Source organism: Kocuria sp. CPCC 205261 (assembly GCF_040981025.1).
GTDB lineage: Bacteria > Actinomycetota > Actinomycetes > Actinomycetales > Micrococcaceae > Kocuria > Kocuria marina.
Genome location: NZ_JAVKPU010000009.1, coordinates 61568 through 76655 on the forward strand (window position 1 = coordinate 61568; position 15088 = coordinate 76655).

Here is a 15088-nt window from a genome sequence, read left to right on the forward strand (position 1 = left end):
CACCGCGCAGGAGACCCCATGGACAACCACACCGCAGCGGCACGCCCGGACGGGCCGCATGAGTACTCGACCGACGATCCCGCCCTACGGGTGACCGACCTCTGTCTGGAGTACCCGGACGGCACGGACGAGCAGGGCGAACCCCGCACGGTGCGAGCTCTGGACCGTGTGTCCCTCGAGCTGGCCGCGGGCACCATGACGGCGCTCGTGGGCCCGTCCGGGTCCGGCAAGTCCTCGCTGCTCGCCGTGGCCGCCGGGTTGGTCCGCCCGAGTTCCGGCTCGGTGTCCGTGGCGGGCCGTCGGCTCGAGGAGCTCCCCGAACGCGAACTCGCCGGGGTCCGCCGGGAGCACACGGGCATGGTGTTCCAGCAGCCCAATCTCCTGGCCTCGCTGACCGCCCGCGAACAACTCGTACTCGCCGCGCACGTGGCCGGGGCCAGGGGCAAGGAGCTTGCGCGGGCCCGCGCTCGGGCGGGCGAACTGCTCGCACAGGTGGGGCTCGAGAACTGCGCGGACCGCCGCCCCCATCAGCTCTCGGGTGGGCAGCGTCAGCGCGTCAACATCGCACGGGCGCTCATGAACAGGCCGCACCTGCTGCTCGTGGACGAGCCCACCGCGGCGCTGGACCACGCGCGGTCCCACAGCGTCATGGAACTGCTCGCGGATCTGACCCACACCTTCGGCCTGGCGTCCCTCGTGGTCACGCACGACACCGAGTTCGTCCCCCTCGCGGACTCATGCGTGAGCATGCAGGACGGTCACCTGGACGCGGAACAGGCCACGACGGCGAGCGGTCGCGTCGCTGCCGCCGTGGCCTGACGGGTCCTCTCCCGGCGGGGCTCACCGCCGGGAGAGGGGTCGGCCCGTGGTGCCCGCGGCCGCGTCCACGCCCGCGTGGGGTTCGCCCGGGGGTGTCGTCGCGTCCGCATCGGGCCCCGCCGCGCGCGGACCCTGCGGATCGAGCGGGGTGCGGGGTTCCCGGAGCAGGAACGGAGCGAGACCACCGAGCACGAGCAGTGCACCCAGTACCACGAACGCGGTCGTGCCCCCCCCCGGCGTCCACGACGGCGCCGATCACGAACATGATCAGCATGAACACCTTCTCGTTGTTCTCGAACCACTTCTTGACTACGCCGGGCCCGGTGGAGGTGGCGATCCACACCGAGAGCCCGTAACCGAGCATCACGACCATGTACTGCCACCCGGCAGGGGTGATTCAGAACTGTTGCGAGTACATCGTGGCGAGCCAGGTCAGCAGCCCCACGCCCACCAGGTTGTTGAGCAGCAGGCACAGCCCCAGCACCAGGGAGTTGCGATTCTTCCAGGCGTCGAGGATCGAGACGTCCTTCTTCGCACTCGAGTTGGCACCCTCCTCGGTGCTTGCAGCGGCAGAGGACGACGCCGCGCCGTCGCCCGGCAGCTCCGGCGCCGCCGGCACGAGCGTGACGAAGATGCCTTTCTGGGTGCTCGTGAGATTCATGGTCGGTGTCCGTCGTACGCGGGAGTGGAACGTGGATCATTCAGGGCCATCTGCACCTCCGTGCGCACGCCGGCCTCGAGGGCCTCTTCCCTGATGCCGAACTTGGGGTGGTGGTTCATGGAGGGCAGCCGGTTCTCGGCCATGCCACCGCCCAGGAACACGAAGTACGCGGGGACCTCCCGCGCGAAGTACGCGAAGTCGTCGGAGGCGGACGTGCCCGGGCCCCAGGAGACTTTGTCCTCGCCCAGGGCCTACACCGCGGCGTCGTAGCTGATCTGCGCGGCGACCAGCACCGGGTCCGCACAGTTCTGCGGCATGGGAGCGTGGGAACCCTGGCCCTTGATAGTCGCGAAGAAGCCGCCCGCCAGGGTGGAGGTGACACCCTTGCGCGCGGAGATCGTGCCGGTGGCCTGGTTCGCCATGTGCACCCCGAAGATCGCGTCCACGCCCTCGAGCACGCCCTGACCCACGAGCTCCTTGGCGCCGCCCGGGGAGTCTCCTCTGCGTGCTGGAAAATCAGCGTGACGGCGCCGTCGAAACTGTCCGTGAGGCCGCTCAGCACCCGGGCCGTGCCCAGCAGCATGGCCGTGTGGGCGTCATGACCGCACGCGTGCATGACACCGTTCACCGTGGAGGCGAAGGAGTCCCCGGTCTCCTCTGCAAAGGCAGGGCGTCCAGGTCCGCGCGCAACGCCACTGTCCTACCCGGCCCCCGGCCCTGGATCAGTACCGTCACCGAGGTCTCGGTGGGGCGCTCGGGGAAGAGGCCAAAGCTCGTGAGTTTCTCCACCACGAAGTCGGATGTCGCGTGCTCCTTGTAGGACAGCTCCGGGTGGGCGTGGATGTGGCGGCGCCAGTCGATGACGTCGGACGCGGGAGCCTCGATCTGCGGGGCCGTGAACCCTCTCGAAGAAATCACCCAACAATAAGATCTTTGGTGAATCATGCGTGATTTTGAATAGCTCATAATGTTGACTTATGTGGAGGAATCTGCTTTCAATGAACGATTTCAGTTTTCCACAGCCCCCCGTGGTTGACCTGCTCCGAGCCCCGTCACGCCCGAGGTGTCGCGCCCGTCCCTGCCCGCTGGGCGCGCGGCCGAATGGTATTTTGAAATCAGATCAACCGTTCAGCACCACCACGTACTCATCGGAGGCGGCATGAGCCATGCAGTGGACCCCAACAGCGGTCACTCGTCCGGCAGCACCGGGCATTCATCCGGCCACACAGGACACACGTCCGGGGCAAGAACTCGCACCACCACGAAGCCGGGTGCCGCGTCCATCATGGACGTCGTCAAGGTCTTCACCCGATTGCTCCCCAAGCAGCTCAAAGATGAGGCCCAGCTCGCGTTCCTGGAGCTCAAGGAGAAGGGCATCAAGGTGGGCGTGGGCGCCGCGCTCGCGGTGGTCGGTCTCGTGTTCCTGGGGCTCGCCGTCATCGCCCTGATCGGTGCCGCCATCGCGGGCCTGTCCCACGTGATGCCCGCGTGGCTGGCCGCGCTGTTGCTCGCGCTGCTGTTCCTCATCATCCTGGCCGTGCTCGCGCTGATCGGGGTCGCCAAGATCAAGAGCGCGTTGCCGCTCATGCCCGAGAAGGCCCTCTTCGGGCTGCGCTACGACGTCGGTGTGGTCAAGGAGGGCTCCGCGTACAACGAGGGCCGTGTCCAGCGTGAGGTGAACGAGGCCGAACAGAAGAAGCAGCGGGAGAAGGAGGAGGCGGCCAACGACCTCAACCAGGTCAAGCCCGTCAAGCCCACCGAGGAGCAGTTGCGCCACCGCCTCAAGCTGCGCCGCGAGCACCTCAAGAGCTTGCGCGACGACGCCCAGAACCGCGCCGATTCCGTCCAGGCCGCCACGCAGGGCTTCGTGGGCCGCACCCAGCGCACGTTCACCGAGACCCAAGAGACGGTCAAGCGGACCTTCGCGTCCAAGGGTGGCTCCCAGGGGGTCCGTCCCGCCGGTTCCACGTCCGCCCAGGACGTCCTGAGCGAGCGCTGGCAGCCCCTCGCGGTCGCCGTGGCCGCCGGGTCCGCGTTCCTCGTGTTCCTGCGCAAGCTGCTCAAGAAGTAACCGGGTGCGCGGCTCGCACGAGTCGCCAGCCGTGCCGGAGGCCGGGTCGCCGTCGTCGCGACCCGGCCTCCGCCGTGTCCGGGGGCGTCCTCGAGGGCGCGACTCCTCCGTCACCGGCGCGCATCTCATCCGGAGGTATGGGATCCGTCGTGCCCCGGTGCGAACATACGGTGAACTCCCAGTCCCGCCGCGCCCCCGAGCCCTACGATGAGACCGTGACGGAGGACGTGATGAATCGGTGATGCAGTGGCTCGCGGTGGCTCTCGCACTGAGCTCGGCGGTGTGTCTCGCGTTCGGTACGCAGACGCAATCCGTGGCGGTCACCGGGCACACCGAGGGACTGTTGACACCGCGAGGGCTGTGGGCCCTCGTGCGCAACCTGCGGTGGCTCAGCGGATTTGCGCTGCTGGGCCTCGGAACGGTGCTGAACGTCGCGGCGCTCTCGCTGGCGACCGTGACCGTGGTGCAGCCCATCGGGGTGATCGCACTCGTCATCACCACGCTGTTGCACGCCCGGCACCGCCACCTGATCATCAACCGTGGCACGTGGCTCGCCGTAGCCCTGTGCAGCGTGGGTGGAGCCACGTTCGTGGTGTGCGCCGTGATCGGGACGGATCCCACCCACGTACCCGGAACGCGTGCCGAGAACACGGTGGTCGCCCTGCTTGTGGGCCTCGTGGTGCTCATCGGTGTGTGCGAGCTATTCGTGCGCCGGCACCGGATCAGCATGTTCTACGTCTTGGGAGCGGGGCTCCTCTACGGCTTCGTGGCCGTGCTCGTCCGGTTGACCGCCACCACCATCACGTCCAGCGGGTTCGCGGACATCCGGTGGACCAGCGTGCTCATGATCGTGGTCGCCGCTGCGTTGGGCGGGTGGATGGTGCAGTGCGCGTACTCGTGCGGGCCACCGGATCTCGTGATCGCCGGGCTTACCGTGGTGGACCCCATGGTGGGTGTGGCCTTGGGTCTCGTGGTCCTGGGAGAGGCCGGTGACTCCTTCACCGGGGCACTCGGCACGGCCATGGGGCTCGCGGGTCTCGTTGCTATAGTCGGCGTGGTCGTGCTCTCGCGACACCACCCCGAGGTCCTGCAACGCCGGGCGGCCGCACGCGCCCAGCAGGACGCGGTGACCAGCGGGGCGGTTGCGGACACGGCGCCACCCCGACGAACCGAACGCGCCACCGATCGCTGATCCCCCTACGGAACACAAGGCCTTGAGAATACTGATCACCGCTGAGACCTATCCGCCCGACATCAACGGTTCCGCGCAGTTCGCCCGCCGCCTCGCGCGCGGCATGCTGGAGCGGGGTCACGAGGTCCACGTCGCAGCACCCATGCCCACGAGCGGCCCGTCCCGGATCATGGACGACGCCGGGGTGACCGAGCACCGGTTCCGCTCCCACCACGCGTTCACCCACCCCTACTTCCGGTTGTGCTTCCCGTGGGAGATCGTGCGGGAGGTCGCGCGGTTGTTCGACGACGTCCGCCCGGACGTGGTCCACGTCCAGTGCCACTACATCCTGGGCCGACTCGTGGTCCGTGAGGCCGTGCGCCGTGGTGTCCGGGTCGTGGGGACCAATCACTTCATCCCCGAGAACATCGAGCCGTTCCTGCCGTTCCCGCAGTGGTTCGTGCGCGGCTACCGCAAGGTCTCGTGGTGGGACATCGCCCGCGTGTACGGCCGCTGCGACGTCATCACCGCACCCACGCCGCTCGCGGTGCGCACCATGGTCGACAACGGTGTCCCCGATCGGGCGATCGCGGTGTCCAACGGGATCCAGGTCGGTGACTACGAAGCCGCCGCGGGGGAGCAGATCGAGCACCCGGACCACCCGATCGTACTGTTCTGCGGACGCCTGGCCGTGGAGAAGAACGTGGACGAACTCATCGAGGCCGTGGCCCTGATCCCGCGGGAGAAGAACGTCCACGCCGAGATCGTGGGGGAGGGGGAACAGCTGGACCGGCTCGTGAAACTCGCACACGAACACGGTGTCGCGGACCGGGTCCACTTCCTGGGGTTCCTCACGGACGAGCAGCTACGCACGGCCTACCTCCGCGCGGACGTGTTCTGCCAGCCCGGGACAGCGGAACTGCAGTCCCTCGTGACGCTCGAGGCCATGAGCGCCTCGACCCCCGTGGTGCTCGCCAACGCCCGCGCGCTGCCCCACCTCGCGGACGAGGGGCGCAATGGGTACCTTTTCTCCCCGGGCAATTCCGGGGACCTCGCGACCAAGCTGCAACTGGTCCTCGATGCCCCGCCCGAACAGCGGCGGGCCATGGGCGAGCGCAGCCGGGACATGGTGTCCCGCCACTCCTTCGCCAAGACACTGGATACGTTCGAGCGGCTCTACACCGGCGCGGAGTCGTGACGGGCCCTGCGGCGCCGCGCATGCGGTAGCGTAGGGCGGCGACCTCGACATCCGTTCGCGGTCGCACAGGGGGCGGTAGCTCAGCTGGTCAGAGCAGAGGACTCATAATCCTTTGGTCGTGGGTTCAAGCCCCACCCGCCCTACAAAACATGCCACGCTGGCTCACTGTGGTCTCACTCACCGGGGACCGGCAACAACACCGACGGCCGCAGGTCCGCCACGAATTGCAACGGGTTCACGTACTCCCCGTTCTCCCGCACACCCCAGTGCACCGCATCCCCGCCCGGGCCGTGGCCGGGAGTGGCCACGTTGGCGATCACCTGTCCCCGGGTCACCCGGTCACCCACTCGCACGGACGAGGACACCGGCTCGAATGAGGACTTGTGCCCCTCGCCATGCTCCACCGTGAGGACCTCCCGGTCCACGACGACACCCACGAAACTCACGACCCCGTCCTGCGGTGCACGTATCGGTGTGCCCGGGGGAGCGTGTAGATCCACACCCCGGTGGCCGGGCAGCCACTTCTGTGCGGGAGCCTCGAAATGCCGGCTCACCGACGGGCGCGGGGACACGGGCCAGGCCCAGCCGGGAGAGGCCCACGCCGCGGGGTGGGCCAGCAGCGAGCCAAGCGCGAGGACCGCGGCCATCACAGCGCAGTACACGGCGTGGTGCGGGGACCGTCCGGGCGGGCGTGCGGGAAACGGCGGGTGCACGGGAATGGGTGGGACCGTTGGAACGGGTGGGCGAGGAGGAATGGGTGGGGCGGCGTCGTCGTGACCGGAGGAACACATGACGACAGCGTGCGGCAGCCCGGTCCGAAGGGGCGGGGAGGCGCTCCGATGTGGAGCGAGGACGCCGCGCGATGCTGTATCCTACAGGGTGCAGTCACTCTGCCATTGGTTCACCGTGCCCGCTCGCGGGTGCGCGCCAATGCGGGATGGCTGACTTCGCGCGCGAGGGAACCCACGGCGGACATGGTCCGCCCGGGTGCGTGGTCCTCGGTCCGAGGCCCCGGTTACCGGGTGGTCGCGGTATGGAACCACGGGAGCCTGCTCCACGAGTAGGACTCACGAATCGCGCCAGGGACCGGCACGGCCGGTCGACAACCGTAAACACCGAGACGGCCCGCGGGCCGTCCATTATTCATGAGGAGACGACATGCCTGTCGTTACCATGCGCCAGATGCTCGACAACGGCGTCCACTTCGGCCACCAGACCCGTCGCTGGAACCCGAAGATGAAGCGCTTCATCTTCACCGAGCGCAACGGCATCTACATCATCGACCTGCAGCAGTCGCTGGGCTTCATCGACAAGGCCTACGAGGCCGTCAAGTCGACCGTGGCCCACGGCGGAACCATCCTCTTCGTCGGCACCAAGAAGCAGGCGCAGGAAGCGATCGCCGAGCAGGCGACCCGCGTGGGCATGCCCTACGTGAACCACCGTTGGCTCGGTGGCATGCTCACCAACTTCCAGACGGTCTCCAAGCGGATCGACCGCATGAAGGAACTGGAAGAGGTCGACTTCGACGACGTCGCGGGCTCGCAGTACACCAAGAAGGAATTGCTGCTGCTGCGCCGCGAGAAGGAGAAGCTGGAGCGCACGCTCGGCGGCATCCGCAACCTCACCAAGACCCCGTCCCTGGTCTGGATCGTGGACACCAAGAAGGAGCATCTCGCGGTGGACGAGGCGCAGAAGCTCGGCGTGCCGATCGTCGCGATCCTCGACACCAACTGCGATCCGGACGAGGTCGCGTTCCCGATCCCGGGTAACGACGACTCCATCCGCTCCGTCTCACTGCTCACCCGCGTGATCGCCGACGCCGTGGCCGAGGGCCTCATGGAGCGCAACAACGGCAAGTCCAACGCCGCCGAGGAGCCCATGGCCGAGTGGGAGCGCGAGCTGCTGGAACAGCACAACGAGCAGACCGCCGAGCAGGCGGCCCCGGCCGAGCAGGCCGCGCCCGCCGCCGAGCAGCCCGCCGAGACCGAGCAGAAGGACGCCCCCGCCGCCGAGTGAGGCCGGTGAGCGAGTTCACCTTCCATTCTTCCCGGTGACCCATCGTGGTGACCGGAACCGTGCCGGACGTCCTGAGGCGCCCGGCACGGACGAACCGACAACAGAGGAGTTCACATGGCGAACTACACCGCTGCCGACATCAAGGCCCTGCGCGAGCGCACGGGTGCCGGGATGCTGGACGTCAAGAAGGCCCTGGACGAGGCCGACGGTGACGCCCAGAAGGCCCAGGAGATCATCCGCGTCAAGGGCCTCAAGGGTGTGACCAAGCGCGAGGGTCGCTCGACCGCCGAGGGCATGATTGTGGCCCGCACCGAGAACAACGTGGGCTACATGGTCGAGGTCAACTCCGAGACCGACTTCGTGGCCAAGTCTGCCCCGTTCGTGGAGTTCGGCAACAAGGTGCTCGACGCCGCCGTGGCCTCCGACGCCGCGGACCTCGAGTCCCTGCTGGCCGCCCAGGCGGACGGCAAGACCATCTCCGATCTCGTGACCGAGACCGGTGCGCTGTTGGGCGAGAAGGTCGTCGTGCGTCGTGTGGCCCGTGTCGCCGGTGATCACGTGGCCGTGTACCTGCACAAGACCTCCAAGGACCTGCCCGCCCAGGTGGGTGTCCTGCTGGCCGTGTCCGGTGCTGACGCCGAGACCGCCGCGCACGACGTTGCCGTGCACATCGCCGCGATGTCCCCGTCCTTCCTCTCCGAGGAGGACGTCCCCGCGGAGACCGTGGAGAACGAGAAGCGCGTCGCGGAGGAAACCGCTCGCAACGAGGGCAAGCCCGAGAAGATCATCCCGAACATCGTCCAGGGTCGCCTGAAGGGCTACTACAAGGACGTCGTGCTCGTGGACCAGGACTTCGCCAAGGACGCCAAGAAGTCCGTGGGCCAGGTGCTGTCCGAGGCTGGCGCCACCGCCACCGCTTTCGCGCGGTTCCGCGTGGGGGCCTGAGCACCCGTTCGCGGGGTCCCGCGTGCGCCGAGCACGTGAGGCCCACAGCGACGTCTCGACGGGAGACCGTCACGCGTCCCGCACTGAAGCGGCGGGGCACCACTGGGGGACCGGGGGTGCCCCGCCGCTTCTGTATGCTGGAGGGCGGTCTGCCACGGGCGGGCCGCCTCATGACCACGAATCGGCCCCCCGGGAGGATCCATGCCCAGCATCATCGAATCGGAACCCCAGGACGAGGCCCTCGGCGGGGACCGGCAGCTGTGGCGCACCGAACCGGCACGTCGCAGGGTCCTGCTCAAGCTCTCGGGCGAGGTCTTCGGTGGCGGCAGCGTGGGCGTGGACACCTCGGTGGTGCGTGAGATCGCCGAGCAGATCGCCGCGACCGTGGGCCGCGTGGAGACCTCCGTGGTGGTCGGTGGCGGCAACTTCTTCCGCGGCGCGGAGCTCTCCCAGGCCGGGATGGACCGTTCGCGCGCCGACTACATGGGCATGCTGGGCACCGTGATGAACTGCCTGGCGCTGCAGGACTTCCTGGAGCAGTGCGGCGTGGACACGCGCGTGCAGTCCGCCATCAAGATGGAGCAGGTCGCGGAGACCTACATCCCCCGCCGCGCGATCCGCCACATGGAGAAGGACCGCGTGGTGATCTTCGGTGCGGGTGCGGGCCTGCCCTACTTCTCCACGGACACCGTGGCTGCGCAGCGCGCCCTGGAGGTGCACGCGAGCGAGGTCCTCATGGCCAAGAACGGTGTGGACGGCGTCTACACCGCGGACCCGCGTAAGGACCCGGACGCGCAGCGTCTCGCGAGCCTCACATACGACCAGGCAATCGCGCGCGACATCCGCGTGATGGACCAGACCGCGTTCGCGCTGTGCCGCGACAACAACGTGACCATGCGCGTGTTCGGCATGGAGGGCGCGGGCAACGTGACCCGCGCGGTGCTGGGCGAGGAGATCGGGACCCTGGTCACCCCGTAAGGTCTCGCGGGCCGTCGCATCGCGCGACCAGCCGCCCCCTGCCCGTTAGAGTGGGGAGAACGAATCGTCGCCACCGGCGTCAGTACCGCCGGCCGGCCAGCTCATAAGGAGAAACACCCGTGATTTCAGATGTCCTCTCGGATGCCACGACCAAGATGGGTAAGGCGGTGGACGCCGCCAAGACGGACTTCGCCACGGTTCGTACCGGCCGGGCCAACCCGGCGCTGTTCTCGAGCCTGCTCGTGGAGTACTACGGCACGCCCACCCCGCTGCAGCAGCTCGCGTCGTTCCAGACCCCCGAGGCCCGCACCCTGCTGATCACCCCCTACGACCGCAGCGCTCTCAACGACATCGAGAAGGCCTTGCGGGACTCGGACATCGGCGCGAACCCCGCCAACGACGGCAACGTGATTCGCGTGGTCATGCCCGAGCTCACCGAGGAGCGCCGCAAGGAGTACGTGAAGATCGTCTCGAACAAGGCGGAAGAGGGCCGGGTGTCCGTGCGCAACGTGCGCCGCCACGCTAAGGAGGCCATCGAGAAGCTCGTCAAGGACGGCGAGGTCGGCGAGGACGACGGCAAGCGCGGCGAGAAGGACCTGGACGCTGCGACCAAGAAGCACATCGACCAGATCGACGATCTGCTTAAGAACAAGGAAGCCGAACTGCTCGGCGCCTGATGGCATCGGCTGATTCCCCCGGCTCCCCGCACCGCGACACCCGCCCGCCGTCTCCCGCCCCGGCGGGGGAGCAGGGGCGGGCGCACGACCCCCTGGTCACCACGGGATCGCTGCGGCAGGTCCTCACCCGCCCCTTACAGCGCAGCACCGAGCACAAGGCCCCCTCGCGGGCGGGCCGTAACCTCCCGGCCGCCGTGGCCGTGGCCGTCGTGCTCATCGGCGCGCTCGTCACGGGGCTGTTCTTCGTCCCGCTCGTACTGGCCCTGCTGGCCGGGACCGCGGCGGGTATCGGGGTGTGGGAGATCGCGCGGTCACTGACCTACAAGGGCGTGCAGATCCCGCAGGTCCCCGCGGTGATCGCGGCGGTGCTCATGCCGCTCGCGGCGTTCTTCGGCGGGGCGGAGGCGTTGTCCATGGCGCTCGTGCTCGCCGTGACACTCGTGGTGGTGTGGCGGGCCTTCGGGCCCAAGCAGGGGATGATGCTGTCCATCATGGGCTCGGTGTTCGCGCTCGTGTGGGCCTCGTTCCTGCTGAGTACGGCGGTGCTGCTCTACCATTCCCCGGACGGACCCCACAAGGTCCTCACGATCATCCTGCTGGCCGTCAGCTCCGATACCTTCGGCTACGCGGTGGGGGTCGTATGGGGCAAACACCCCATGGCACCCAAGATCTCTCCCAAGAAGTCGTGGGAGGGTTTCGGCGGATCCGTGGGCGGTGCCGTGGTCGTGGGCGTGCTGTGCGCGCTCTTCCTCGTGGAGATGCCGTGGTGGCAGGGCGCGGTCCTGGCGGTCGCGATCGTCGTCGTGGCCACCGTGGGCGACTTCTCCGAGTCCATGATCAAGCGGGAGATCGGGATCAAGGACATGGGGACCCTGCTGCCTGGTCACGGCGGAGTGATGGATCGCATCGACTCCATCGTCTTCGCCGTGATCACCGGCTACGTGATCTTCGAACTGTTCACCGTCCTGGGGTGACGCGGTCGCGGGCCGACCGCCCGTGCGCCCGGGACGCACGGACGCCGCCCCTCGCGGGTCGCGTCCCGGCCGCGGAAGGGCGGGTATGAGTACTCAGCAACGTTTCGATCGCCTCGGCGAGCGGGCCTGGGGTTACGACCCCGCCCAGGTGGACGACTTCCTGGACCGCCTCGCCGCGGTCATGCATACGACGCCGCCTGCCCCCGGTGGCCACGCGGACCCGGTCGCGGGCCCCGGGACGGTCGCTGAGCCGGTCGTTGACCCGGCCGATGTCACGGACCCCGTCACCGCCGAGGACTCTGCTGCGTCCGCGGACACCGCCGGGGCGACCGACGCGGACCGTGAACCCGAGAGCGCGGAGGCGGTGCAGCGGCGTCGTCGGCTGGGCAGCCGGCAGGTGCGCGAGCGCGTGTTCGACCGCGTTAAGGGCGGTTACGACCCCGGAGCGGTGGACGCCCATCTGGACGCCGTGGAGGACGAGCTGTTCGCGCGCGAGAAGGCCGCGTTCGTGGCCGAGCACGGCGCCCGGCGCTGGGAGGAGCACCTGGAGCTGTTGGCCGGGCTGTTGCTGGGGCGGCTCAACCGCCCGCACGGTGAACGCTTCCGCCGGCCGAGTTCGCACCGCACGCTGGGTTACGCGGCGGCGGACGTGGACGTGCTGTGCGACCGGCTCATGGACGCGTTGCGCGGTGAACCCGAGGTGGACCCGCGGCTCGTGAGGACGGCGGTCTTTCGATCCGCCCAGGGTCAGCGCAGCTACGAGGAACAACAGGTGGACGCGTTTCTGGACCGGGCCGTGGAGTTTGTCCTGGCCATGCGGCCGTAGCGGCGCGCCATGACGCCGAATGTATACACAGATCGATCAAAATTATAAGGTGGGCTAACCAAACCGCGGATTTCAGGGGTTTTTCGACGTTGTGACGGACATGTCTTGTGTCATTGGATACACAGTGCGTACTGTGGTGATCATCACACAAGGAGGCACACATGGCGTCCACGCCCCCTGTCGACCCCAACGGTTCCACGGCAACCCAGGGCATCGACTTCCCCGCGGTCCAGCGTTCGCACGAGTTCCAACGGCTGCGCTCGACCCACCGATCCTTCGTCTTCCCCCTGGCCATCGCGTTCCTGGTCTGGTACCTGCTCTACGTGGTCCTCGCCATCTACGCGCCGGGCTTCATGTCCACGCGGGTCGTGGGCAACGTCAACCTGGGTCTGATCCTGGGTCTGTTGCAGTTCGTCACCACATTCGGGATCACTGCCGCGTACGTGAGCTTCGCCAACCGCAAGCTCGATCCGCAGGCCACCGCGTTGCGTGAGGACCTCGAATCCACTTCCGGCCACCGGGCCGGCGACCACCAGGAGGCCCGGCCATGATCGCCGTCCCCGCCCTCTCGACACCCGCGGTGCACCTGGCGGAGGCCGCCACGTCCACCGTGGGCAACCCCGCGATCAATATCTCGATCTTCCTGGCGTTTGTGCTCGTGACGCTCGTGGTCGTGATCCGGGCGTCCAAGTCCACCGCCACGGCCGCGGACTACTACGCGGGTGGGCGCTCGTTCTCCGGGACCCAGAACGGTCTGGCCATCGCGGGTGACTACCTCTCCGCGGCGTCGTTCCTGGGCATCGTGGGCGCGATCGCCCTGCAGGGCTACGACGGGTTCCTGTACTCGATCGGCTTCTTCGTCGCGTGGCTCGTGGCCCTGCTACTGATCGCCGAGCCGCTGCGCAACACCGGCAAGTTCACCATGGCGGACGTGCTGTCGTTCCGATTGCGGCAGAGGCCCGTGCGGGTCGCGGCGTCCATCTCAACCCTGGCCGTGACGTTCTTCTACCTCCTGGCGCAAATGGCCGGGGCGGGGGCCCTGGTGTCCCTGCTGCTGGGGATCGGCTCCCGGGCCGGGCAGTCCCTGGTGATCGTGATCGTGGGCGTCATCATGATCGTCTACGTGCTCGTGGGCGGCATGAAGGGCACCACATGGGTGCAAATCATCAAGGCGTGCCTGCTCGTATCCGGCGTGGCCGTGATGACCGTGTGGATCCTGGCCTTGTTCGGGTTCAATTTCTCGACCATGCTCGGCGCGGCCGTGGAGACGAACAACAACCCCGCGATGCTCGATCCCGGGCTGAAGTACGGCGTGAGCGAGATCTCCAAGCTGGACTTCATCTCGCTGGGTCTGGCCCTCGTCCTGGGTGCCGCCGGCCTGCCGCACGTGCTCATGCGCTTCTACACGGTGCCCACCGCCAAGGAGGCCCGCAAGTCCGTGGTTTGGGCGATCACTCTGATCGGCCTGTTCTACCTCTTCACCCTGGTGCTCGGGTTCGGTGCGGCCGCGCTGATCGGTGCGGACCGGATCAAGGGCGCGCCTGGTGGTGTGAACTCGGCGGCTCCGTTGCTCGCGTACGAACTCGGCGGGTCCATCCTCATGGGTCTGATTGCGGCGGTCGCGTTCGCCACGATCCTCGCCGTGGTCGCCGGTCTGGCCATCACGGCCTCCGCGTCCTTCGCACACGACATCTACACGTCCGTGATCAAGAAGGGCACCTCGGACCCGCGTCAGGAACTGCGGGTGGCCAAGACCACCGTGGTGGTCATCGGCCTGATCTCGGTCGCCGGCGGCATTGGCGCGCAGGGTCAAAACGTGGCGTTCCTCGTGGCCCTCGCCTTCGCGGTGGCGGCCTCCGCCAATCTGCCCACCATCCTCTACTCGCTCTACTGGAAGCGCTTCACCACGCGCGGCGCGGTATTGTCCATGTACGGCGGGCTGATCATCTCCGTGGTGCTCATTATCTTCTCCCCGGTGATGTCCGGATCGGAGACCTCCATGATCCCCGGCGCGGACTTCGCGTTCTACCCGCTGTCCAACCCCGGCATCATCTCGATCCCGGCGTCCTTCCTGCTCGGTTTCCTGGGCTCGCTCAGCGAGCGCCGGCCGGAGGACCCGCGCAAGCAGTCCGAGATGGAAGTGCGTTCCCTCACGGGAGTGGGAGCGGAGAGGGCAGTCTCGCACTGACCTGGTTCACCGCCCCTTGACACGGGCCGCCGTGTCCGGTTTCATTCGGACGCGGCGGCCCGTGTAGCGTTGGTGTCTGGTACTACACTGTGAACCAGTTCGCTGACCACGTGCGGTTGCGGAACACCGCAAACGCGCACAACGAGAACCAGAGGTGGAGAAATGGGCATCATTAGCTGGATCATCCTCGGTCTGATCGCCGGCGCGCTCGCCAAGCTGATCCTTCCGGGCAAGCAGGGTGGCGGGATCATCGTCACCATCATCCTCGGCATCGTGGGGGCCTTCCTGGGCGGCTGGCTGGGTAGCTTCATCCCCGGCCTGAGCGACGGGATCAACAGCTTCAGCATCGGCACGATCATCACGTCCGTGATCGGCGCGATCATCGTGCTGCTCATCTACGGCGCCGTCGTCGGCCGCCGTCGCTGAATCACCCGTGGGTCCTGAACGGGACTTCCACACAAGGGCGTCACCTCCGGGTGGCGCCCTTGTCGTATCTCCCGTGTCGTGCGTCCGGAGTCGTGTGCTCGGTGTCGTGCGTGCGGGGTCCGGCGCTCACGCGATACT

Annotated in this window: 19 protein-coding genes, 1 tRNA gene and 1 pseudogene; 14 read left to right on the forward strand and 7 right to left on the reverse strand. The window is 67.9% G+C overall.

Going from position 1 to position 15088, the window contains the following annotated elements:
• Positions 1-18 precede the first annotated feature (18 nt).
• On the forward strand, positions 19-819 hold the full coding sequence (locus RF646_RS09890) for an ABC transporter ATP-binding protein (RefSeq protein ID WP_368835868.1): 801 nt from the start codon (positions 19-21) through the stop codon (positions 817-819).
• Between the two features lie 21 nt (positions 820-840).
• Here RF646_RS09890 and RF646_RS09895 read toward each other — a convergent pair whose 3' ends face one another.
• The 6 genes and pseudogenes from RF646_RS09895 to RF646_RS09920 form a co-directional block, all read right to left on the reverse strand.
• Complete coding sequence (locus tag RF646_RS09895; protein ID WP_368835869.1) at positions 841-1032, reverse strand: hypothetical protein; 192 nt, start codon at positions 1030-1032, stop codon at positions 841-843.
• A 184-nt stretch (positions 1033-1216) separates the two neighbouring features.
• Positions 1217-1480: a hypothetical protein gene (locus tag RF646_RS09900; protein WP_368835870.1), complete on the reverse strand. Its 264-nt coding sequence runs from the start codon at positions 1478-1480 to the stop codon at positions 1217-1219.
• On the reverse strand, positions 1477-1623 hold the full coding sequence (locus RF646_RS09905) for a hypothetical protein (RefSeq protein WP_368835871.1): 147 nt from the start codon (positions 1621-1623) through the stop codon (positions 1477-1479). Before RF646_RS09905 ends, RF646_RS09900 begins: the two co-directional genes overlap by 4 nt.
• A gap of 108 nt (positions 1624-1731) precedes the next feature.
• Positions 1732-1950 (reverse strand): hypothetical protein, encoded by a 219-nt coding sequence (locus tag RF646_RS09910; RefSeq protein ID WP_368835919.1) that lies wholly within the window; start codon positions 1948-1950, stop codon positions 1732-1734.
• A 77-nt stretch (positions 1951-2027) separates the two neighbouring features.
• Positions 2028-2096 (reverse strand): annotated as a pseudogene (locus RF646_RS09915) (hypothetical protein); the annotation flags it as partial.
• 8 nt (positions 2097-2104) lie between these two features.
• Positions 2105-2398 (reverse strand): hypothetical protein, encoded by a 294-nt coding sequence (locus RF646_RS09920; RefSeq protein ID WP_368835872.1) that lies wholly within the window; start codon positions 2396-2398, stop codon positions 2105-2107.
• A 241-nt stretch (positions 2399-2639) separates the two neighbouring features.
• Here RF646_RS09920 and RF646_RS09925 point away from each other — a divergent pair, with 241 nt between their 5' ends.
• From RF646_RS09925 to RF646_RS09940, 4 genes are all read left to right on the forward strand, one after another.
• Positions 2640-3551, forward strand: a complete 912-nt coding sequence (locus RF646_RS09925; RefSeq protein WP_368835873.1) for a phage holin family protein — start codon at positions 2640-2642, stop codon at positions 3549-3551.
• Between the two features lie 241 nt (positions 3552-3792).
• A complete protein-coding gene (locus tag RF646_RS09930) occupies positions 3793-4743 on the forward strand; it encodes a DMT family transporter (protein WP_368835874.1) in 951 nt (316 codons plus the stop codon).
• 22 nt (positions 4744-4765) lie between these two features.
• Positions 4766-5920 carry a glycosyltransferase gene (locus RF646_RS09935; RefSeq protein WP_368835875.1) on the forward strand — a complete coding sequence of 385 codons (1155 nt, stop codon included), beginning with the start codon at positions 4766-4768 and terminating at the stop codon, positions 5918-5920.
• 69 nt (positions 5921-5989) lie between these two features.
• Positions 5990-6063: transfer RNA gene (locus RF646_RS09940), tRNA-Ile, on the forward strand.
• Positions 6064-6093: 30 nt separating this feature from the next.
• On the opposite strand, the gene RF646_RS09945 is transcribed toward RF646_RS09940, so the two are convergent.
• Positions 6094-6567, reverse strand: a complete 474-nt coding sequence (locus RF646_RS09945) for a M23 family metallopeptidase (RefSeq protein ID WP_368835876.1) — start codon at positions 6565-6567, stop codon at positions 6094-6096.
• A 511-nt stretch (positions 6568-7078) separates the two neighbouring features.
• Here RF646_RS09945 and rpsB point away from each other — a divergent pair.
• The 9 genes from rpsB (at position 7079) to RF646_RS09990 (ending at position 14950) form a co-directional block, all read left to right on the forward strand.
• Complete coding sequence (rpsB, locus tag RF646_RS09950) at positions 7079-7936, forward strand: 30S ribosomal protein S2 (RefSeq protein ID WP_064846725.1); 858 nt, start codon at positions 7079-7081, stop codon at positions 7934-7936.
• 114 nt (positions 7937-8050) lie between these two features.
• Positions 8051-8881, forward strand: coding sequence for a translation elongation factor Ts (gene tsf / locus RF646_RS09955; protein WP_368835877.1), 831 nt, complete (start codon positions 8051-8053; stop codon positions 8879-8881).
• A 201-nt stretch (positions 8882-9082) separates the two neighbouring features.
• Positions 9083-9859: a UMP kinase gene (gene pyrH / locus RF646_RS09960; RefSeq protein WP_368835878.1), complete on the forward strand. Its 777-nt coding sequence runs from the start codon at positions 9083-9085 to the stop codon at positions 9857-9859.
• A gap of 119 nt (positions 9860-9978) precedes the next feature.
• Complete coding sequence (gene frr, locus RF646_RS09965; RefSeq protein ID WP_368835879.1) at positions 9979-10536, forward strand: ribosome recycling factor; 558 nt, start codon at positions 9979-9981, stop codon at positions 10534-10536.
• Positions 10536-11510, forward strand: a complete 975-nt coding sequence (locus RF646_RS09970) for a phosphatidate cytidylyltransferase (protein WP_368835880.1) — start codon at positions 10536-10538, stop codon at positions 11508-11510. Before frr ends, RF646_RS09970 begins: the two co-directional genes overlap by 1 nt.
• Positions 11511-11595: 85 nt before the next feature.
• Positions 11596-12336, forward strand: coding sequence for a DivIVA domain-containing protein (locus RF646_RS09975; RefSeq protein WP_368835881.1), 741 nt, complete (start codon positions 11596-11598; stop codon positions 12334-12336).
• Between the two features lie 161 nt (positions 12337-12497).
• Positions 12498-12887, forward strand: coding sequence for a DUF485 domain-containing protein (locus RF646_RS09980; protein WP_193519692.1), 390 nt, complete (start codon positions 12498-12500; stop codon positions 12885-12887).
• Positions 12884-14524: a cation acetate symporter gene (locus RF646_RS09985; protein ID WP_085106662.1), complete on the forward strand. Its 1641-nt coding sequence runs from the start codon at positions 12884-12886 to the stop codon at positions 14522-14524. Before RF646_RS09980 ends, RF646_RS09985 begins: the two co-directional genes overlap by 4 nt.
• A 162-nt stretch (positions 14525-14686) precedes the next feature.
• Complete coding sequence (locus RF646_RS09990) at positions 14687-14950, forward strand: GlsB/YeaQ/YmgE family stress response membrane protein (protein WP_035963529.1); 264 nt, start codon at positions 14687-14689, stop codon at positions 14948-14950.
• The last annotated feature ends 138 nt before the right edge of the window (positions 14951-15088 follow it).

Excerpts from the sequence above, each read along its gene's own strand:
- RF646_RS09890 (WP_368835868.1), top strand. The coding sequence starts at position 19 with ATGGACAACCACACCGCAGCGGCACGCCCGGACGGGCCGCATGAGTAC.
- RF646_RS09980 (WP_193519692.1), top strand. The coding sequence starts at position 12,498 with ATGGCGTCCACGCCCCCTGTCGACCCCAACGGTTCCACGGCAACCCAG.
- RF646_RS09985 (WP_085106662.1), top strand. The coding sequence starts at position 12,884 with ATGATCGCCGTCCCCGCCCTCTCGACACCCGCGGTGCACCTGGCGGAG.
- pyrH (WP_368835878.1), top strand. The coding sequence starts at position 9,083 with ATGCCCAGCATCATCGAATCGGAACCCCAGGACGAGGCCCTCGGCGGG.
- RF646_RS09945 (WP_368835876.1), bottom strand. The coding sequence starts at position 6,567 with ATGGCCGCGGTCCTCGCGCTTGGCTCGCTGCTGGCCCACCCCGCGGCG.
- RF646_RS09975 (WP_368835881.1), top strand. The coding sequence starts at position 11,596 with ATGAGTACTCAGCAACGTTTCGATCGCCTCGGCGAGCGGGCCTGGGGT.
- rpsB (WP_064846725.1), top strand. The coding sequence starts at position 7,079 with ATGCCTGTCGTTACCATGCGCCAGATGCTCGACAACGGCGTCCACTTC.
- tsf (WP_368835877.1), top strand. The coding sequence starts at position 8,051 with ATGGCGAACTACACCGCTGCCGACATCAAGGCCCTGCGCGAGCGCACG.
- RF646_RS09905 (WP_368835871.1), bottom strand. The coding sequence starts at position 1,623 with ATGGCCGAGAACCGGCTGCCCTCCATGAACCACCACCCCAAGTTCGGC.
- RF646_RS09990 (WP_035963529.1), top strand. The coding sequence starts at position 14,687 with ATGGGCATCATTAGCTGGATCATCCTCGGTCTGATCGCCGGCGCGCTC.
- RF646_RS09930 (WP_368835874.1), top strand. The coding sequence starts at position 3,793 with ATGCAGTGGCTCGCGGTGGCTCTCGCACTGAGCTCGGCGGTGTGTCTC.
- RF646_RS09900 (WP_368835870.1), bottom strand. The coding sequence starts at position 1,480 with ATGAATCTCACGAGCACCCAGAAAGGCATCTTCGTCACGCTCGTGCCG.
- RF646_RS09970 (WP_368835880.1), top strand. The coding sequence starts at position 10,536 with ATGGCATCGGCTGATTCCCCCGGCTCCCCGCACCGCGACACCCGCCCG.
- RF646_RS09925 (WP_368835873.1), top strand. The coding sequence starts at position 2,640 with ATGAGCCATGCAGTGGACCCCAACAGCGGTCACTCGTCCGGCAGCACC.